This window comes from Halobacillus campisalis (assembly GCF_030345335.1).
Classification (GTDB): domain Bacteria; phylum Bacillota; class Bacilli; order Bacillales; family Halobacillaceae; genus Halobacillus_A; species Halobacillus_A campisalis.
On the sequence record NZ_JAPVRC010000006.1, the window covers coordinates 215,542 to 233,507 of the forward strand.

At 38.2% G+C, this 17,966-nt stretch carries 23 protein-coding genes; 11 read left to right on the top strand and 12 right to left on the bottom strand.

Annotation, left to right across the window (positions count from 1 at the left end; all coding sequences use genetic code 11):
• Positions 1-5: 5 nt before the first annotated feature.
• Genes O2Q26_RS13925 through O2Q26_RS13940 form a run of 4 tightly spaced genes read right to left on the bottom strand, consistent with a single transcriptional unit; the run spans position 6 to position 4,004 of the window.
• Positions 6-1,475 carry a phytoene desaturase family protein gene (locus tag O2Q26_RS13925; protein WP_289216469.1) on the bottom strand — a complete coding sequence of 490 codons (1,470 nt, stop codon included), beginning with the start codon at positions 1,473-1,475 and terminating at the stop codon, positions 6-8.
• Entirely contained in the window at positions 1,472-2,575 is a 1,104-nt protein-coding gene (locus O2Q26_RS13930) for a glycosyltransferase family 2 protein (RefSeq protein WP_289216470.1), read from the bottom strand. Before O2Q26_RS13930 ends, O2Q26_RS13925 begins: the two co-directional genes overlap by 4 nt.
• Before the next feature lie 6 nt (positions 2,576-2,581).
• A complete protein-coding gene (locus tag O2Q26_RS13935; protein ID WP_289216471.1) occupies positions 2,582-3,253 on the bottom strand; it encodes a lysophospholipid acyltransferase family protein in 672 nt (223 codons plus the stop codon).
• The gene (locus O2Q26_RS13940; protein WP_289216472.1) at positions 3,237-4,004 is read right to left on the bottom strand and encodes a carotenoid biosynthesis protein; all 768 of its coding nucleotides are present in this window, start codon (positions 4,002-4,004) and stop codon (positions 3,237-3,239) included. The genes O2Q26_RS13935 and O2Q26_RS13940 overlap by 17 nt, the downstream gene beginning before the upstream one ends.
• A gap of 145 nt (positions 4,005-4,149) precedes the next feature.
• On the opposite strand from O2Q26_RS13940, the gene O2Q26_RS13945 reads away from it, so the two are divergent.
• Entirely contained in the window at positions 4,150-5,841 is a 1,692-nt protein-coding gene (locus O2Q26_RS13945) for a sensor domain-containing protein (protein ID WP_289216473.1), read from the top strand.
• Between the two features lie 20 nt (positions 5,842-5,861).
• Here the strand turns inward: O2Q26_RS13945 and O2Q26_RS13950 are convergent, their stop codons facing one another.
• Positions 5,862-6,359 carry a DoxX family protein gene (locus O2Q26_RS13950; protein WP_289216474.1) on the bottom strand — a complete coding sequence of 166 codons (498 nt, stop codon included), beginning with the start codon at positions 6,357-6,359 and terminating at the stop codon, positions 5,862-5,864.
• Positions 6,360-6,866: 507 nt separating this feature from the next.
• Here O2Q26_RS13950 and O2Q26_RS13955 point away from each other — a divergent pair.
• The 3 genes from O2Q26_RS13955 to O2Q26_RS13965 all read left to right on the top strand — a co-directional run bounded on the left by O2Q26_RS13955 (position 6,867) and on the right by O2Q26_RS13965 (position 7,545).
• Entirely contained in the window at positions 6,867-7,091 is a 225-nt protein-coding gene (locus O2Q26_RS13955; RefSeq protein ID WP_253934614.1) for a DUF1659 domain-containing protein, read from the top strand.
• A 31-nt stretch (positions 7,092-7,122) separates the two neighbouring features.
• Positions 7,123-7,335 carry a DUF2922 domain-containing protein gene (locus tag O2Q26_RS13960; protein WP_289216475.1) on the top strand — a complete coding sequence of 71 codons (213 nt, stop codon included), beginning with the start codon at positions 7,123-7,125 and terminating at the stop codon, positions 7,333-7,335.
• Positions 7,336-7,422: 87 nt separating this feature from the next.
• Positions 7,423-7,545 (top strand): YvrJ family protein, encoded by a 123-nt coding sequence (locus O2Q26_RS13965; RefSeq protein WP_256558196.1) that lies wholly within the window; start codon positions 7,423-7,425, stop codon positions 7,543-7,545.
• A 36-nt stretch (positions 7,546-7,581) separates the two neighbouring features.
• On the opposite strand, the gene lepB is transcribed toward O2Q26_RS13965, so the two are convergent.
• Positions 7,582-8,103 (bottom strand): signal peptidase I, encoded by a 522-nt coding sequence (lepB, locus tag O2Q26_RS13970; protein ID WP_289216476.1) that lies wholly within the window; start codon positions 8,101-8,103, stop codon positions 7,582-7,584.
• A gap of 140 nt (positions 8,104-8,243) precedes the next feature.
• Positions 8,244-9,398, bottom strand: coding sequence for an aminotransferase A (locus O2Q26_RS13975; protein ID WP_289216477.1), 1,155 nt, complete (start codon positions 9,396-9,398; stop codon positions 8,244-8,246).
• 113 nt (positions 9,399-9,511) lie between these two features.
• Here O2Q26_RS13975 and O2Q26_RS13980 point away from each other — a divergent pair, with 113 nt between their 5' ends.
• The 5 genes from O2Q26_RS13980 to O2Q26_RS14000 all read left to right on the top strand — a co-directional run bounded on the left by O2Q26_RS13980 (position 9,512) and on the right by O2Q26_RS14000 (position 13,040).
• Complete coding sequence (locus O2Q26_RS13980) at positions 9,512-9,658, top strand: FbpB family small basic protein (RefSeq protein WP_253934619.1); 147 nt, start codon at positions 9,512-9,514, stop codon at positions 9,656-9,658.
• Positions 9,659-9,735: 77 nt separating this feature from the next.
• Positions 9,736-10,596, top strand: a complete 861-nt coding sequence (locus O2Q26_RS13985; protein WP_352232253.1) for a patatin-like phospholipase family protein — start codon at positions 9,736-9,738, stop codon at positions 10,594-10,596.
• 16 nt (positions 10,597-10,612) lie between these two features.
• Positions 10,613-11,311, top strand: a complete 699-nt coding sequence (locus O2Q26_RS13990; RefSeq protein WP_289216479.1) for a DNA alkylation repair protein — start codon at positions 10,613-10,615, stop codon at positions 11,309-11,311.
• Between the two features lie 53 nt (positions 11,312-11,364).
• Complete coding sequence (locus tag O2Q26_RS13995) at positions 11,365-11,754, top strand: hypothetical protein (protein WP_289216480.1); 390 nt, start codon at positions 11,365-11,367, stop codon at positions 11,752-11,754.
• A 380-nt stretch (positions 11,755-12,134) separates the two neighbouring features.
• Complete coding sequence (locus tag O2Q26_RS14000; RefSeq protein ID WP_289216481.1) at positions 12,135-13,040, top strand: chemotaxis protein; 906 nt, start codon at positions 12,135-12,137, stop codon at positions 13,038-13,040.
• A gap of 210 nt (positions 13,041-13,250) precedes the next feature.
• On the opposite strand, the gene O2Q26_RS14005 is transcribed toward O2Q26_RS14000, so the two are convergent.
• The 4 genes from O2Q26_RS14005 to O2Q26_RS14020 form a co-directional block, all read right to left on the bottom strand.
• On the bottom strand, positions 13,251-13,466 hold the full coding sequence (locus O2Q26_RS14005) for a hypothetical protein (protein WP_289216482.1): 216 nt from the start codon (positions 13,464-13,466) through the stop codon (positions 13,251-13,253).
• 87 nt (positions 13,467-13,553) lie between these two features.
• Entirely contained in the window at positions 13,554-14,021 is a 468-nt protein-coding gene (locus O2Q26_RS14010; RefSeq protein WP_289216483.1) for a YkyB family protein, read from the bottom strand.
• 65 nt (positions 14,022-14,086) lie between these two features.
• On the bottom strand, positions 14,087-14,650 hold the full coding sequence (locus O2Q26_RS14015; RefSeq protein WP_289216484.1) for an SCO family protein: 564 nt from the start codon (positions 14,648-14,650) through the stop codon (positions 14,087-14,089).
• Between the two features lie 85 nt (positions 14,651-14,735).
• Positions 14,736-15,593, bottom strand: a complete 858-nt coding sequence (locus O2Q26_RS14020; RefSeq protein WP_352232254.1) for a metallophosphoesterase — start codon at positions 15,591-15,593, stop codon at positions 14,736-14,738.
• 139 nt (positions 15,594-15,732) lie between these two features.
• Between O2Q26_RS14020 and fadH the strand changes: the two genes are divergently transcribed.
• On the top strand, positions 15,733-16,500 hold the full coding sequence (fadH, locus tag O2Q26_RS14025) for a 2,4-dienoyl-CoA reductase (protein ID WP_289216485.1): 768 nt from the start codon (positions 15,733-15,735) through the stop codon (positions 16,498-16,500).
• 115 nt (positions 16,501-16,615) lie between these two features.
• Here the strand turns inward: fadH and trhA are convergent, their stop codons facing one another.
• Complete coding sequence (gene trhA / locus O2Q26_RS14030; protein ID WP_253934627.1) at positions 16,616-17,251, bottom strand: PAQR family membrane homeostasis protein TrhA; 636 nt, start codon at positions 17,249-17,251, stop codon at positions 16,616-16,618.
• 251 nt (positions 17,252-17,502) lie between these two features.
• On the opposite strand from trhA, the gene cbpB reads away from it, so the two are divergent.
• A complete protein-coding gene (cbpB, locus tag O2Q26_RS14035) occupies positions 17,503-17,952 on the top strand; it encodes a cyclic-di-AMP-binding protein CbpB (protein WP_289216486.1) in 450 nt (149 codons plus the stop codon).
• The last annotated feature ends 14 nt before the right edge of the window (positions 17,953-17,966 follow it).

Sequence of the window (17,966 nt, forward strand, 5' to 3'; positions counted from 1 at the left end):
TTCTTTTACTCTATAGAAACAATTTTCCCTAAAATATGATTAGCGACATTTTGACCGCTTAATACGACCATAGGAGAACCACCACCTGGGTGTGTGCTGCCACCGCAGAAATAAAGGTTACTATAATCCTGCGATTTATTGAATGGACGGCGGAATGCCTGTAATCTGGTGTTGGAAGAAGGTCCGTATATGGAGCCGCGATAAGCTCTGAACGTCGATTGTATTTCTCCAGGGTCAATCACTCTTTCAGCAGCTACGTAGTCTGAAAGCGGGAGACCTGTCCTTTTCAGCTTACTATATATCAAATCCTTATAACCTTCAGGTGCAGATTCATTATTATTTAAAGGAGGGGCATTTACTAAAATGAAGCAGTTATCCCCTTGAGGTGATATGCTGGGATCGGTTTTTGATGAAGTACATACATAGATAGTAGGGTCTTCGCTATATTCTTGATTTTTCAACATTTGAAATTCCTTTTTGTAATCTTTTGAAAAAACTACATGATGATGATGTAGCGGATCGATTTTAGTGTTTAACCCTGCCAATATGACATAGGCGGAGGTAGAAGCGTCCATTTTGTGAATGATGCGGTCGCTGAAAGACGGTCTTTCTTCGTCTTTCAAGAGCATAGGAAGAGAAGACAGTAGATCTCCATTTAGAATCACATGATCTGCTTCAACTACTTGACCGTTCGACAGTTTGACACCTGTAATTCTATTAGAATCCGTGATCAGCTTTACTACCTCCGTACGGTTATGGAGAGTAGCCCCCAATTTTTTTGCAGCTTTAACAAAGGACTCTGCGATTTTCGTATTTCCTCCAGGAAGGTAATATACGCCGTCTCCTAGTTCAAGGTGGGCAATCATAGCAAAGGTTGCGGGGGAGGTGTATGGGTTTGAACCCGTGTACGTAGCATAACGGTTCAACGATTGGATGATATGAGAATTCTGAAAATATTTTTTGAAAAAATGATCCATAGACTCAAATGGTCTTACCTTGGCCATGCTGGCGAATAATTCAGGAGAAAGATAGTCCATATAGCCTGTGAAGCTTCGATTCAAAAAGTGACGATTGGAAAGAGTGTATAATCGGTGGACTTCTGTTAAAAATTCATCATATAATGCCATACCTTTAGGATCAAGCCGGGAAAATTGCTCTTTCATATAACTTCTGTCAGTAGAAAAATCAAAAATGGTGCCGTCTTCGAATTGGTTCCTTGTATGATTTTCTATTTGAATGAAGGGAAGTTCTTCTTCGGGTACAAGACCTGCTTGCGAAACGATTTGTTTAAACACATGGGGCATCGTAATCGTATTGGGGCCGAAATCAAAATGATAGCCATCTTGTTTAACGTCCATCATTTTACCTCCAAAATGCTCGTTTTTTTCAAATAATTCAACATCTACCCCGTGCTTGGCAAGCGTCACGGCTGAAGACAAGCCTCCAAGTCCTCCACCTATAATTATAGTTTTCATTTATAAGATCTTCCTTTCCATTGGTAAGATTGCCCTCTTATATGCACACTCATAGAAGCAAAAAGGATTGAGATTAAAAGGATGATAGATACTGGCAGCAACCAGGCTAACCAGAGGGGATGCCTCGTTATAGTGTCTATATACATTTTAAAACAGACAGTGAGTAGAAAAGGGAGGACAAATATCCAATTTTGAATCAGCACTCCGTAAATACCTAAAGTAAAAGGTAGTAGAAAAAGAATCAAGTAAGAAATCGTCAGAAAAATTACCATCAAAGGAGAGCGTCCGACTCCAGTATAAATATTCTTCTTGAAACCCTCCCACGTTTCTTTTGAGGAGTCATACATGAATGAAATCACTTCATCAGTGATATTACATAAAAGCATTTTATAGCCCTGTTTCTTTACCTCTCTTGCGATATGTACATCTTCTACTAAAGAATTTTTTACAGAAGCATGCCCGCCGATATTTTCATAAACCTCCCGCTTGATCACGATAAATATACCGCAGGCTGCTGTGAAGGCAGGACGTAATGTGAAATTGGCTACTGCCAATGGAAGGTGTAAAAGTACGACCATGTGCTGCAGGGGAACCAGCATATGTGCTAAAAAATGGTAGTTAGGATATTTCGGGAATCCGCTCAACATAGAAGCGCCATGTTTTTCCATAGTCGCGATAGTTTTTTCAATGACAGAGGGTTGAACCCGTGCGTCTGCATCTAGAAAAAAATAAAGGTCACCTTCTGCTTGTTCGGCAAGTTGATGACAAGCAAATACTTTCCCATTCCAACCTTCAGGCAACTTTTTTCCTGTAACAATCTTGAATCTTGAATCTTCTTTAGTCTGCTCTTGTAAAAGGCGCAGAGTGTCGTCTTCAGAATGATCATCTAACAAAACAAACTCGATATCAGTGTATGTCAGTTTTTTAAGGGATCTCACCAGCCCTTCAACATTTTCTTCTTCATTACGTAAAGGTACGAGCAAGGATACCTTGTGATGTATCGGTTGTGAACGCCTAAGCTTAAGTTTAGGAAGAAAAATCGAATTGATGATTGTCCATACGTTCAAGAGGAACGTGCAAATGACAGCGGTCGTTAACAATTTGCATCATTCCCTTCCGTAGTTAATAAAAGATTTGTGGTCCTCTGCAATAACGCATTGTTTCAACTGATCAAGCTGATTTGTAGCCTTGTCTTCAAACAGTTGAGTTCTCGCTTTTCTGCTGTAATTCGCGTATGCCTCTGGTTTCAAAGGAGGGCCAATGTGAATATACAAATTTGGTTTTTTATGATGTTCCATCGAGTAATAAATTGATACTTGTACAATAGAAAGCTGCTCAACTTTTTGGGAAATATAAGAAGCGCCACTATAGAACCCTAATGGACGTTTCTCCAGGTGCTGCTCTTCACCTTGAGGAAAGATCCAGACAGTTTTATCATGATGCAATAAATCTACACTATATCGTAAAGATTCAAGTAGATGTTTGCGGTCATCCGTGTTAATAGAATACATACCGATTTTTCTAAAAAAAGGAAATCGACGAATTCCTTCTTCATGCATCATTCCATAGGCATCAGACCTGATGATTTGTTCGTTCAAGAAGAAAATGACCAATGAATCCCACCAACTTGAATGGTTGACCATAAAGAGGGTACGTTTGTTCATTGGTTTTTTAGTTGAATTCTTTACATAAATGTTATGGAAGTGATGTTTTAGAAACTTGCGGTTGAATCTAGTGAATCCCCATAGAATAAAATTGTTCTTATCTGCTTTCAGCATTTCGCAACCCCCAATAGTACAAAGCGTACCACAGCAAAGTAAGGAAAGTGACGAGGAAGGCTGCCCCTGGGACCCCTCCAGTAACTGCCAGTAAGCTGAACATAAATATTATCGCGCCGAACATAAAAGCCATACGTTTTTTCCATGGAGAGTGACCAGTTGATAAGTTGTTTTTAAATACGAAGTGAAGACTATGGAAGAACAAAGCCAATAAAAACCACCCGGTAAAATTGGACAAGGGAATGTCATAATAGATACCTGGTTCCTGCCATAACCAATACTCCTGTACTTTAAAAGCTACAGGATCTAGAATTAAATCCATTGTTACTGAAATCAGAGCTCCGGAGAGGATGAAAACTGCAGCTCTTTGCCATCCCTTAATACGTGCCGTTAAACCTCTGGCTATTTCATGAGAACACCCGATGATTAGCAGCCAAGCGAATCCAATGGTAATGGGAGTATTGTATATTTTCACCCCGAAATTTTCGTTATAAAGATACTCCCCGAATAGAAACCCAGTTTCAACTCCGAGGTGCTCTACATATATACTAATAACGATAATAAGTATGCTGTAAAGGAGGCCTTTAATTGTCCCATACAATTGTGTGAAGTAAATACCGCCTATAGCTCCTGCTGTTATGAGAAATACACTGTTGGCCCATTCCAGCCATGAAGGGAGCCAATTAAAAGTTAGTAAAAAGATACCGCATATGTACCAAAAAATAAAAAAACGAAATATGATAGTTAGCATTCATGCACCTCTTAAGAAGAATATATTTCTATTGTAAATGATGATGGAAAGTGTTGTATAATGTAAAGCAACAGTTTATATAAAGATACCTCAGTTTTATTCAATTGAAACTAGGTGAATGTGCTATTTGGAAAGTAGGAATGACATGACACCATCTTTAAACGTCTTAAAAGAGGACGACCTCCAGCTTCTTAAAGAATTGGGAAGCTGTATGAGTGACTGTCTCTTTATCATGAAAGTTGAAGGCTCACAACTGATTTACGAGTTTATGAACGATTCAGGGTATGAATTGGCGCGACTAAATCGTAAAGATTTAGGAAAAAGCCTTTACGAATGCTTACCGGAAAGTGAAGCTGCTTTTTTAACCAACCAATATGAAGAAGTATTGGAACTCCACCATAAGATCTCCTACAAAGACACCGTCGTGTTTCCAGATGTCCAGTATCTTGCAGAAACGACACTGTTTCCACTGAAAAACGCTCAATCCCATATTACATATATCCTTGCTGTTACGAAAAACATTTCCATGTACTCAATGAAATCACCTGAAATGCGCCATTTGAACAGGATTTTTTCATCTTATACTGAAAATACTGAAGAAGCCTTCGCATTATTTGATGTCGATTTGAACTTTTTAAGAATAAACGAATCTTTCTACCGCATCTTTGGATATCAGAAATCCGAACTCTACGCCCAATCGTGGTTTGTGATATATCCGAATACACAGGAAGACTTTTTAAAGTTAATAAAAAAACTTAAAACAGGGATGAAATTAAAACGTTTCGAATATCAAATGCAGCGTAAAAACGGGGAATGGATGACCGCTTCAATCGGTCTAACTGCGATTACTGATGAGAACGGGGATTATACGAGAATCGTCATGATTTTAGAAGACATTTCCGAAAAAGTGAATACTAAAAAACAACTAGTAGAATCAGAAAACAGATACCGGTTGATCGCAGATCATTCTCAAGACCTTATTAAAATCATTGATAGGGAGGGAATCGTTCAATACGCCTCCCCTTCTCATTCGCATGTACTTGGCTATGAACCCTCAGATTTAGTTGGAAATAAGTATATAGAGCACATATACTCAGAGGATCATAAAGTGATTAAAGAGAATTCCTTATCATTGTTAACGGACTTACAAGAGCTTCGTTATGAAGTAAGGATGATCAAGAATAATGGAGAGGTACTATGGGTAGAAACAAGGTTGACACCCGTCAAAAATGAAGAGGGAGGCTATACAAAGATTGTCTCTACTACTCGTGATATTACAAAGAGAAAAAGAGCTGAAGATAAGCTGAGACAATTAGCGTATACAGACCATCTGACAGGGCTGACCAATCGAAGAGTCTTTGAAGACTATTTGAGTGATATTCATGCAGGAAGAACTGAAGTACAAGTAAATAAATTTGCTTTAATCTATTTAGATGGCGATCAGTTCAAGTCTGTGAATGATGAATTCGGCCACAACATTGGTGATGAATTACTCAGATACATCGGCGAAAGGCTGGAGCGAGCTGTCCGAAAAGAAGATATAGTTTCACGAGTAGGAGGGGACGAGTTTGCTATTCTTTTACCGAACGTCTCTTCCTCCAAAGAAGCAGAGTCAGTGGCACGCAGAATCATAGAAAGTATCCGCCAATTGTTCTATATTCAAGACCATACCTTTAATTTTACATGCAGTTTAGGCATCAGTATATATCCTGATGACTCCAATGAAATCGAGGACATTCAGAAATTTGCAGACCTGGCTTTATATGAAGCGAAAAAACGGGGGAGGAGCCAGCATATTTTCTATTCATCCCTGCAGTCTGAGAACCAGCATAGCTAATAGCTATGCTGGTTCAGACATCAGGCTGCCTTCTTTTTCACAGATGTAAGATTTTTCTGTTTCATAATAGATTTAACATAGCGGTCAAGTCCAATGCGTCCGGCGTTTGTTCCACCTAATATAATCAAACTGCCTATTATTAGCATTTCCGGATTTGAACTGATCGTACCGCTAAGTAAGAAAGCCATATTCATTAACATCCCGAAAAATGCACCCGTTTTAGTTAGTAACCCAATGAGCAGTGCCAGCCCGACCAGCAGTTCTCCCCACATCACAAGGAAAGTGAACAGCCCGCTGTTTGGAAGAGCGAAAGTCTCTAGAAAAGCACCCCACCATGGTTGAACTATGGCATCTTCGCCTTGAGCCTTCCCGATTGCTCCCTGTAAATAACCACTCGTATCGAAACCACCAGTTATTTTTCCAAGACCTGAGGTAAACCAGGAATAACCTAAATAAATTCGTAACCCGAGTAAGATGATAGCGGCACTTACGTGTTCAGTAAACCATTGTTTGATCATTTTTGTTTCCTCCTTATTATGTTCAACATTTCACAATATCTTTACATGTATATAATAACTTTAATCATGCATTATGAATATCGATTGTTCAACACTTCACAAACTGTTCGAAACTTTTTGTCTGTTTTATGAACATGGTGAAACAAGGTTATGGAGTTATGCAGTGACTTTCCATAAAGGAACGTGCATGAGGTTTTAAAAAAATGTTATGATAAAATTATTAAAAGTTCAGGCTAACGATTGAAAGTTTTGGTAAAATTAATAAAGATATAAAGGGGGGGCGAAATTATGGCGGAAATTATCATGTTTATTGTATGTCTTGTTGTATTGTTTGCGTTAATCGGGTTTTGCATTTTTGACCGCGGGTAAGCGCTGCCGACATAAATTGATAGTATATATACACAGAAGATAAGAAGTGAGAGCTGTATAAGGCTTTCACTTTTTTTATGTTTATTGACACCTCTTCTTCACCTTTTTCGATTATAAAAGTGAAAGGAGGTGATAAACATGGCAGTAACATCCGACTTGATGAATTCGCAATTGCAACTCGTATTTGAAAACGGCGCTGATGATAAGGGAAACGTGAAGTTTCGCAGAAAGTCCTTCAATAACGTAAAAATGGAGGCGACCAAGGAGCAGCTTTACAATGTGGCTATCGCGTTAGCCGATCTTCAGCAAAGCACTCTTTCTACAGTTGAGAGAAATGATAGTTCACTACTAGTAGATCTTTAAAATGAAAACAAAATAGAAAGGAGGCGTTATTATGAAGAAACTAGAGTTAAAGTTCTTGAATGAGGAAGGTAAAATCGTAACCATTTCCGTAGATCACCCAATTGAACCAGTGGTGGAACAAGAAATTGATGCCGCAATGGATACAATTATCAACGAAAATTGCTTTTACTCAAGTGGAGGAGATTTAGTGGCGAAGAAAGAAGCCCGAATCGTAGAAAGAAATGTTACAAACATTGAATTATAGAATGTGGCCGCTGAGATAGCGGCCTTTTCTTAGCAGGCTCCTCACTACACTATTTATAGGAGGAAGTGATGTTACGTGGAGAATTGGATGACTTTGATAACAGAACTTGGTTTTCCGATTGCGGTGACCTTTTATTTGCTTCATCGCATTGAAGGAAAGTTGGATCTGCTCATAGAAACTCTTCACCAACTCCCGAATAAGGTGCATTAAAAGAGCGCTTTAACCTTTTTAAGGTTAAAGCGCATTTTAATTGGTCAGACTAATTTCATTAAAAGGATATATTATGAGTTCTGTACGACCAATGATTTCATCTTCGCTCACAAACCCGAGCCCATTTCTACTATCTTTACTAATTGACCTGTTATCACCCATTACGAAATACCTTTCTTCAGGAACTTTGATAGGACCAAAATCACGGGTGCCTGACAGAGACTGATGGTCAAGATAATTTTGGTCTTGTACTTGGTCGTTGATATAAAGCTGGTTATTTCTGAATTCGATTGTGTCTCCCGGTTTTCCAATTACTCTCTTGACATAATTCTTTGAGGGTTTTTCAATAATAACGATGTCCCCATGAGTCGGTTCATCTAAGTAGTAAATGATTTTATTGAACATTACTCTCTCTCCACTTTCAAGGGTGGGATCCATACTAGCCCCTTCGACGATTGAGGTGGCAAAGAAAAAAGTTCTTAGTATAAAAGCGAGTGCAATGGCTATCGCTATCGCTTTTATCCATTCCAACCATTCATTTTTAGTTTCTTCGGACAATCTTAATCTTCCTCTCTAGCTGAGCCGTGTTAATCACTATACTCTATTTCATTTTACCACAGCATTTAAAAATACATGGATGGAAATGGTCAATGTCATAAAAATTTAATGATTCAATAACTCAAAGTGGATCAAGCTGTCTAAGTAACTGTTAAATATTTTTCAATTCTGTCCATTCCCTTTTCCAAAGTTTGTTGACTATAAGCATAAGAAAGTCGCATATACCCTTCACCATAAACTGAGAAAGCACTGCCCGGCACCAGGGCAACTCCAGCTTTTTCGACTAATTCTATAGCTGTATCAAACGTTGAGTTCTTACTTTCAGGAAATTTGACAAACATATAAAAAGCACCGTCAGGCTGAGCATACTCTAACCCCATTTTATCCAGTCTGCCTTTTACATATTCACGTCTGTTTTTATATTCTTTTTTCATAGCGGCAGGGTCTTTAGTGCCATTTTCGAGAGCTTCCAGAGCTGCATATTGACTGACCGAGGATGCGCAGGAAACATTATATTGGTGAACTTTCAGGATGTGCTGGGACAGCCAATCAGGAGCAAGAAGATAACCCAACCTGAAGCCAGTCATAGAAAACGATTTTGATACTCCATTCACAACGATGACCTGGTCTCTCATCCCTGGCATAGAAGCTATTGAAGTGTGGACTTGTTCATAAACAAGTTCACTGTAAATTTCATCAGATATCATAAAGATTTTATTTTCTTGAATGACTTCAGAGATTTCTCTTAGTTCCTTTTCGGACAAAGTTACTCCGGTAGGGTTTGATGGATAAGGAGTAATAACGCATTTAGTTTTTTCTGTTATGGCTTCTTTTAAATTTTCAGCTGTCAGCTTGAAATTTGATTGTTTAGTGTCCACATATTTTACAGTTGCACCAGCCAGCTTGATCAAAGGTTCATATCCAGGATAAATAGGGCCGGGTAGAATGACCTCATCCCCGGGTTCAATGATGGTGCGGAGTGTGATATCAATAGCTTGAGATGCTCCTACAGTCACAATCACTTCCTTCATTGGATCGTAGTCTAATTGATAGCGGTCTTTGGTGTATCGGGTGATTGCTTTTCTCAATTCAACGATACCTGCATTATGTGTATATGTAGTTTTGTTATCTTTAATCGCTTGAACAGCCGCTTCTTTAACGTGATCAGGTGTAGGAAAGTCAGGCTGGCCAATCGTCAGCGATACTACATCTTCATATTCTTCAATTAAATTAAAAAACTTACGGATACCGGAAATTTCAATAGTGGATAAATTTTTATTTATTTCTGGCTTCATACAAAGAACCTCCATTTACAAGATGTTAACAAAATGTTCAAACAATTTTGATTTATCACTTATTTTTTCTGATACAATGAAAGCGTATTAACTAGAGAGAAAGGAGTTTGATCATGAGACCAAACCGAATCTCATTTGAAGAGCTCGTAGATCAGAATAAAAAGCAGTTACTAGCTGATCAACAGGCATTAGACAAAATTGATGCCCAGGTTGATGAAAAAATGCTGAAAAATACGGATAAAAACAAAACGTTAAACTGATCATATCATACAGGAAAGGCAACCGCATTTGTGGTTGCTTTCTTTGTGGTTATGCTAAAAATTGGAATAGTAAGGAGGTGTGTCTGTTGAGAAATATTGGATTGGTATTAGAAGGCGGTGGCATGAGGGGCAGCTATACTGCTGGCGTGTTAGATTTTTTATTAGATGAAAACATACATTTCGAATATGTAGTGGGAACATCCGCCGGTGCGTGTAATGGCAGTTCCTATGTAGCTCGACAAAGGGGAAGAAATTACAAAGTCATGGTTGAATATGGTGGCCACCCTGAATACATATCTTATAAAAAAATATTAACTCACAAACAATTAATCGGGATGGATTTTATCTTTGATACATTGCCCAACCAACTTGTACCTTTTGATTATGAGTCTTTCATGAACCGATCTGCGACTTTTATAGTGGGAACCACAGATATGAAAACTGGAAGAGCACACTTTTATGATGACTTCCCTGATAATAAAAGTTTATTGCAAATCATTAGAGCCGCAAGTTCGCTTCCCTTGATTGCTCCGAGCATACGCTACTTAGGTAAAGATTTAATGGATGGCGGGATTTCAGATCCCATCCCTATTCAGCAATCCATACATGATGGTAATAAAAAACATGTAATCGTGCTGACCCGAAATGAGCAATATGTTAAACCTACTATGAAATGGAATTGGCTTTTTCGAAGAAAATTTAAGGATTATCCCCGGTTCACCCATGCTCTTAAAATGCGTCATTTTGTTTATAATGAAACACTTAAAGTAATTCGAGAATTGGAAAGAACAGACCAGGCGTTCGTTATTCGGCCGATAAGCCCGCTTCATGTCAGTAGAATTGAAAGAAACAGAGAGAAACTTCACAATCTCTATCAAAAAGGATATGAAGATTCACAACTAAAACGCGAAGAGCTGCTCAGGTTTCTAAGCAGCTGAAGGGAGCGTTCGTGCATTGAGCGGTCAAACGATCAGCAGTGAAATATACTGTACCCTTAAAGATCATCAGAACGAAGACCAAAAGAATCCGATGCAAAAATATATGAAAAACCAGTTCTGTTTTTTTGGAATCAAAACTCCAGAAAGGAATAAAGTTTTCAGGGAGGTGTATAACCGTTACCCCAATCTGACTTATGGAGAAATTGTAGAAGCTGCCTATCTGCTTTTTGAAAAAGATGAAAGGGAATGTCAGTACGCTGCACTGTCTCTTCTAAGTAAAGCTTCCTTATCCCCTCCTGTTTCAAGTATTGCGGTGTACAAAGATTTATTGTCTATAAAACCATGGTGGGACACAGTTGATATGATTTCTTCAAATCTTTGTGGAGATTATTTTCTGTATCATCGTGAAAATTTATGGCCTATCATCGAGAAATGGTCATTTTCTGAGAATATGTGGGTCAGAAGAGCGTCTATCATTTCCCAACTGCGTTTTAAACAACAAACTGATTATGAATTGCTTTTTCAAACGATAGATCAGTTGAAAGAAGAGAAAGAATTTTTTATTGAAAAAGCAATAGGTTGGGCTTTAAGGGAATACAGTAAAACAAATCCCAAGCTCGTAATTAACTTTATTCAAACTCAAAATTTAAGCTCCTTAAGTAAGAGAGAAGCTTTGAAATGGCTTAAGAATCGAGGAAGTTCAATAACCGTATAAAATGGAAGATGATTGTCTAGAATGAGGAAAAGTGACCAAAGGGGCGTGCTCTTATGATTAGTTTTTCCATTTTAGACTCGATTTTCCAATGGTTTGACAATGATTTATTACAGATATTCGGAATTGAAGCATGGCATGTTCTCTTTGGACTCGTTTTTTTACTTGTTATGAGCAGTATGTGGGTGATAAAGCCAGTTCTTGAGTGGGGGATCAGTAGAAATTGGATCACTTTCATGAGCTATGTATGCAGTTTACTCGTAGTTTTTTTGTTTCTTCAATTAGTTGATCGATATGCTATAGATGTAGATGGATCGCTGCTGCCTCCATATTTTTGGTCGATCAGTCTGCTTGCTATGAGTGCATTTGGGACTTTTCTAGTTCTTGGCAGAAGCTTATCCAAACTTGCCAAAAAGTTTATGAAAAAATCTAAGAAAGCTGCTTAGTGCAGGTGAAAATCATTGATACAATGAGGGATTAAATCAATAATTTGATTTAACAGGGTTAAAAAAGGTAGAGGTTCACTTACTATACTTAAGTGACTTCTATCTTTTTTTCTGCTATTTAAATATTTACTGGCTCATTAATAAGAAAGAATTAACTTTTAAATACCAGGACCAAACCGTGGAGGCGGTCCCAATAGTTTAAGAAGATTACCATAATTCTACTACTGTTTTCTAAAGTTATATCTCAATTAAGGAGTTTTTGGTCAGTCACTTTTATAAAAGGTAAGCATAATTTCCTCTTTCACAAGTACTAAGAATGTGTAAATTATGGTAGAGTCTATATTGAGACTGCACCTTACAAAGGAGAAAGAATTATACATATGATTAAAAACGAAGGCATTTTACTTGAAAGTGGTACTAACGAACTGGAAGTTGTGGAATTTAGTGTTGGGGACAATCGATTTGGCATCAATGTCATTAAAGTTAAGGAGATTCTAAATCCAGCCCCAGTGACTAAAATCCCTCATTCTCACTCATCTGTAGAAGGGATTATAGAAATAAGAGGGGATGTAGTACCTGTGGTGAATATGGCCAACGCTTTAGGTTTTGCCCCATCCGATCACCCTCATCAAGATAAATTCATTCTTGCTGAATTCAATCAGACTAAAATCGTATTCCATGTTCATACTGTAACTCAAATACACAGAATATCCTGGGAAGACATTGAAAAGCCAGGAAGGATGTACCAGGGGCTGGAAAAGCAAATTACCGGGATTATCAAAAAAGATGATGAAATGCTGCTTTTATTGGACTTTGAGAAAGTTGTAGCGGATATTACACCAGAAACGAGTATCCACAAAGATCAAATGAAAGCTCTTGAAAAGCGGGAGAGGTCAGATAAAAAAATATTAATTGCTGAGGATTCCGCATTATTAAGAGGTCTCTTACAAGAAACACTGAAAGAGGCGGGATACGTTCATACCTTTCTATTTGATGATGGAAAAGAAGCGTACGACCATTTACTGAAGCAAGTAGAAAACGGAAAAAATATTTTAGACGAATATCAGCTTATTATTACGGATATTGAAATGCCGAGAATGGACGGCCACCATTTCACTAAGTTGATCAAACAGCATAATGAGCTTCAAGTATTGCCTGTAGTGATTTTTTCTTCTCTAATTACAGCTGATCTCAAGCATAAAGGGGAGAAAGTCGGAGCGGATGCCCAAATATCAAAACCTGAAATTGTAGGTTTAATACACACGATCGATAATGTAATTCAATAGGAGTGAAATGGGATTTACTTACATGCTTCAGGGAAGTATCTGAATGGATAAAAATTAATGGTTTGTAATGTAAAAACTTTCAATATCCTGCAAAAGAAAGTTGTTTCTAAAGCAGCACTTACTCTTCAGTGATTGTCGTACATGGTTTGATATTCGAAATACCCTACAAAAATATCTTTTAAGTAAAAAAGGCCTTTAACAAGGCCTTTTTTACTCCTGATCTTTTCCCATTCTTTTAAATAAGTTATCGTGCCATTGGTACACTTGTTTCGAGATAACCTCAGGGCTGTTTCCATCTGGATGGGACTCTACAATCATTTCTTTCTCTTGAGCTGTGAGGTGTTCATAGGAAGACCTCATTTCAGTAGTATATTCCATGTAACGCTTAAGATGATATAGAAAATCATCCATTGGATTCATAGTCATTTAATCAACCTCCTATACCTCTACTAACCTTTTTCCAATAATATGAAACATTTGAATAAATAAAAACAGCCAGTAAATCTGACTGCTTTACCTGCGTTTATGACGTTGGTTCCAAGGGGTGATGTTCTGTTGTCCTAACATAGTTGGAGACGTTTGATAAGAAGTAGGGGAAGGTGAGTGGTTCTTAGCATTCCAACCTAAGTAACTGTATAGAATTTTCTTTGCTCTGGAAAGGGAAAGTTTAGGTTTAGGATTTCTGTAAGCTTGATCAATGTTACCTAAGTGTTCCAACTGATCAAAATCTTTTTTCTCAGCGGGTACATGAAAATAATACCCGCCCACCTCAATAAGGAGAGTGGAATGTTGTTTACTGTACTTAGGGCGTTCTGAAAAATGTAAGCCGATTTTTTTTGCTTTATTTTCTTTCAGCAATTTTGAAATCGCTTCTTTTTTTATATCGTATAAATGTTTAGGCTGAGGTGCAGTTTTTGCGTGTCTATTTACAATGAATAATGATTCGGCAAGTTCTCGGTTAGAAAGTTGTGCTCTATCCATAAATGTCCTCCTTTCTTGAATTATCTTCCATTTTAGTTGAGAAAGTAAAATTTAGCAAAAAAAAGCTATTGAACTTTTTTTATATCCTCTACGATATTTTCCATTTCTCCTGCTTCCGTACCATTATACCGCTTAACTACCTCTCCATCTGGATCAACTAAGAAGAAGCTGGTACCATGTGAGACTTGGTCTGTATTATCTAACTGGCTAAGAGGAGATTGAAACGATTTTATCGACAATTCTTTGACTTCTTGAAATGAATATCCTGTTAGAAAGTGCCAGCTGTTTAAATCGGCATTGAACTGTTGAGCAAATTCTGTTAGCTTTTTCTGGCTATCATATTCAGGATCAACTGAAAAGGAAACTAATTGGTTATCTAAAGACTCTTCCTTCAATTGCTGCTGCAGCCTTGACATATTGCTCGTCATTGGGGGGCAAACTGTATCACACCTAGTGAAGATGAAATTAGCTACCCAGTATTGCCCTTCTAGATCATGAGGCAGCTGTATGGTCGTACCATTTTGATTATTCCCCTCGAACTCTTCTACATTTCGAGACATATTTTCATCGATAGGAGAACCGCAAGCAGTTAATAGTAGTATTAAAATGATTAAGTTAAAAAGTTTCATGGTAATCCCCCGTAGGCATGGCTACTCTTATTTTATCACTGATTTGCTTAAATAGCGCTGGCTGGTCAAGACTGTCACACAAATGTTAAGTCTTTGATACTAAAGTAAAAACTGAAAATTCAGGTTTGCATAGAAACCTGTATGGCATTCGGGTTGTACCGATCCCGCGGCTGATGTAAAGCGTCAGACGCTCGCTAATGCTATGTTTGCCATCGACGTACTTATCGGCGTAGGGGGGAGTGACCATCGATCCTAATAAAGGAATGCGTATTTGTCCACCATGACTGTGGCCAGACAGCTGAATGTCTACAGGGTAATTTTTCACTGAGTCGGCTATATCTGGCTCATGCACTAATAAGATCGTATAAGCGTCAGTATCTAATTCCCCAAGGGTACCTTCAAGATTTGGTGAACCAAGAATCACGTCGTCCAATCCTGCCAGATTGATTGTTCTGCCATCACGCTCTATTTGCTTCACTTCATTTTTTAATAACGTAAACCCGCCCTTAGACATTACTGATTCTAGTTTTTCCGTGCCATAGCCCCCATGATCGTGGTTTCCATAAATCCAGTATTTACCGAGAGGGGCTTTTAATTGATTGAGTAAGGATGGGATATCTGCACTGAAATCAAAACGCTGGGGTTCATCTACTAAATCTCCAGTGAATAATATTACATCAGGTTTTTCTTTGTTTATTTCCTGAATCAGCTTACGGAATTGGTCCAGAGAATAATGGAACCCTAAATGAGTATCTGAAAACTGTACAATTTTTATTCGATGAAATGATGATGGTATTGCAGAATGCTCGAGCAGGTGAGACTGTTTCGTAAGCATAGCTGGTTCAATATAGCGTGCATAGTAATATCCACCGCCAGTTAAGCCAAGTATTCCTAGCCCGCTCGCCATCATTTTCTTTAAGAAACTTCTCCTTGTCAAAAGCACAGAGTCTCCCTCCATTTCTATATTTCGCAATTATACCACTTTTACATTTTATGAAATATAAAAATAATTTTTAAAAAAATTAAAAATGAACAGGAATTCAGTTTTTTATATGGAATTTAATATAGACGGAGGGATGTTAATGAATGGTCAAGTAATCATAGTTACCGGTGGAACGAGCGGAATGGGTATGTATATGGCTAAACGATTTTTAGAAGAAGGGGCCAAAGTAGCTATTACAGGAAGGAATATGGAGCGGCTTCAGCAAGCTAGAGGTCAAATCACTAGTGGGGCCAAAGACGAGTTGTTGTTAATTGAAATGGATGTGAGAAATGTTGAAGACGTAGAGCGGATGGTGGAACAGACGGTTGAAGCATTTGGTCGAATCGATCACCTCGTCAATAATGCCGCAGGTAATTTTATCTCGCCAGCTGAAAAGCTCTCATCGAATGGATGGAATTCAGTTATTGACATTGTATTAAATGGAACTTTCTATTGCAGCCAAGCGGTCGGAAAGTATTGGATTGAAAACAAGATTAAGGGATCCATATTGAATATGGTGGCTACATATGCTTGGAACGCAGGAGCTGGCGTCATTCATTCTGCTTCTGCAAAGGCTGGTGTTCTTGCGATGACAAGAACATTAGCCGTCGAGTGGGGTAAGCAATATGGTATAAGAGCAAACGCAATCGCCCCTGGGCCAATTGAACGGACTGGCGGAGCGGATAAATTGTTTGAATCTGAAAAAGCTGCACAGAGAACGTTAAACTCAGTACCACTGGGCAGGCTTGGAACACCTGAAGAGATTGCAGGATTAGCCCGTTTTATTTTGTCAGATGAGGCTTCATACATGAACGGGGAAGTCGTCACATTAGATGGTGGACAATGGTTGAACCAATTTCCTTTTTAATCAAAAGAGGCCGCGCTTAAATTGCGCGGCTTCTTTTAATTTTGCAGTTCCGGCGGTGCCGGATGCCTCCCCGCATAAATCACAGGGCTAAACTCAGATATAATAGAGCTTAATATTAGATAATGTAAAAAAAGATGGTAAAGAAATGAAAGATAGAGCCTCCGAGGACAAATAAATGCCAAACCATATGGTGATACGTAAAGCTTCTCCATACATAGAAAATCGATCCGATAGAATAAAGTACTCCACCTACAACCAGGTAGGTAATTCCGGCAGCTGGCACCTCCGCTGTCAAAGGTCCCCAAGCCAGAATAATCATCCACCCCATTAATACGTAAAAAATGGTAGAAAGAAGTACGAAACGCTTTACAAAAAATACTTTAAACAATATTCCTAATATGGCCATACCCCAAATAATCGCGAACAAAGTCCATCCTAAAGTACCTCTTAGAGGAATCAGCAGCATTGGTGTATACGTGCCTGCGATAAATAGATAGATGGCTGAATGGTCGAAGATCTCAAACAAATCTTTGGCCTTACCTGGTGGAAAGCTGTGTACAAGAGTGGAGGACACAAATAGTAAAAGCATGGTGCCTCCATAAATACTAACAGAAACAATATGCCAAGCTGTGCCGTGCAAGCTAGCGAATACAATTAAGAGAACAAGCATAGCAAGACTTAATACTGCGCCAATTCCATGAGTAATTGCATTAGCTATCTCTTCTCTTTTGGAGAAGGTGTGTGTCATCATTTTTAAAATCAGCCCCAAACTTCATTTGTTCTATTATAAGCTTTTTCTGTTACTTTATAAAGAAAGGATAGAAAACTGGTTTATCTTATGGATAATTATGGGTAATAAAAGGTGGAGTAAGTTTTTTGAAAGAGAGATAGAGGTGGAAGCCATTCGTTATAATCCTTAAAGTATGTTAGGATAACTATGTATGAGATTGATCGTTTCGAATTGCTCCTTCAGCGAAGAAGTAAAAGGAGTGTTAATGGACTATGATAAGTGTACAAAGCAATGACCTGAATTTCCCTTTAGTTGAAGAATTAATGATTCCGTCAGAGAAAGTGGCTCATGTTCAAGTAGGCAACCCCCTGGATCACGCACTCTTAGTTCTATTGAAAACAGGCTATTCTGCAGTACCTGTATTGGATGCTACTTTTAAATTTCAGGGAGTCGTCAGCAAGACGATGATTTTGGAAGAAACATTGGGTATCGAGCAGTTTGAGTTAGACAAATTGAACGATTTGACAGTTATAGAGGTTATGAAAAAAGATGTACCTTGCTTAAAGAAAGATCACTCAATGATTGATGCGTTATATAAGTTGATTGATCATCCGTTCATTTGCGTAACGAACGATGATGGAGAGTTTGACGGAATTATAACTCGAAGAACAATATTGAAGCAGTTCAGTAAACATTATCATGAAACATTGAAGAGAGCATAAATTGAAGCGATATA

Excerpts from the sequence above, each read along its gene's own strand:
- O2Q26_RS14010 (WP_289216483.1), bottom strand. The coding sequence starts at position 14,021 with ATGGATAGAGCACAACTTTCTAACCGAGAACTTGCCGAATCATTATTC.
- O2Q26_RS13945 (WP_289216473.1), top strand. The coding sequence starts at position 4,150 with ATGACACCATCTTTAAACGTCTTAAAAGAGGACGACCTCCAGCTTCTT.
- O2Q26_RS13940 (WP_289216472.1), bottom strand. The coding sequence starts at position 4,004 with ATGCTAACTATCATATTTCGTTTTTTTATTTTTTGGTACATATGCGGT.
- fadH (WP_289216485.1), top strand. The coding sequence starts at position 15,733 with ATGAATGGTCAAGTAATCATAGTTACCGGTGGAACGAGCGGAATGGGT.
- O2Q26_RS14015 (WP_289216484.1), bottom strand. The coding sequence starts at position 14,650 with ATGAAACTTTTTAACTTAATCATTTTAATACTACTATTAACTGCTTGC.
- O2Q26_RS13980 (WP_253934619.1), top strand. The coding sequence starts at position 9,512 with ATGAGACCAAACCGAATCTCATTTGAAGAGCTCGTAGATCAGAATAAA.
- O2Q26_RS13960 (WP_289216475.1), top strand. The coding sequence starts at position 7,123 with ATGAAGAAACTAGAGTTAAAGTTCTTGAATGAGGAAGGTAAAATCGTA.
- O2Q26_RS13950 (WP_289216474.1), bottom strand. The coding sequence starts at position 6,359 with ATGATCAAACAATGGTTTACTGAACACGTAAGTGCCGCTATCATCTTA.
- O2Q26_RS13995 (WP_289216480.1), top strand. The coding sequence starts at position 11,365 with ATGATTAGTTTTTCCATTTTAGACTCGATTTTCCAATGGTTTGACAAT.
- cbpB (WP_289216486.1), top strand. The coding sequence starts at position 17,503 with ATGATAAGTGTACAAAGCAATGACCTGAATTTCCCTTTAGTTGAAGAA.
- trhA (WP_253934627.1), bottom strand. The coding sequence starts at position 17,251 with ATGATGACACACACCTTCTCCAAAAGAGAAGAGATAGCTAATGCAATT.
- O2Q26_RS13965 (WP_256558196.1), top strand. The coding sequence starts at position 7,423 with ATGACTTTGATAACAGAACTTGGTTTTCCGATTGCGGTGACCTTTTAT.
- O2Q26_RS14000 (WP_289216481.1), top strand. The coding sequence starts at position 12,135 with ATGATTAAAAACGAAGGCATTTTACTTGAAAGTGGTACTAACGAACTG.
- O2Q26_RS14005 (WP_289216482.1), bottom strand. The coding sequence starts at position 13,466 with ATGACTATGAATCCAATGGATGATTTTCTATATCATCTTAAGCGTTAC.
- O2Q26_RS13955 (WP_253934614.1), top strand. The coding sequence starts at position 6,867 with ATGGCAGTAACATCCGACTTGATGAATTCGCAATTGCAACTCGTATTT.
- O2Q26_RS13935 (WP_289216471.1), bottom strand. The coding sequence starts at position 3,253 with ATGCTGAAAGCAGATAAGAACAATTTTATTCTATGGGGATTCACTAGA.
- O2Q26_RS13975 (WP_289216477.1), bottom strand. The coding sequence starts at position 9,398 with ATGAAGCCAGAAATAAATAAAAATTTATCCACTATTGAAATTTCCGGT.
- O2Q26_RS13925 (WP_289216469.1), bottom strand. The coding sequence starts at position 1,475 with ATGAAAACTATAATTATAGGTGGAGGACTTGGAGGCTTGTCTTCAGCC.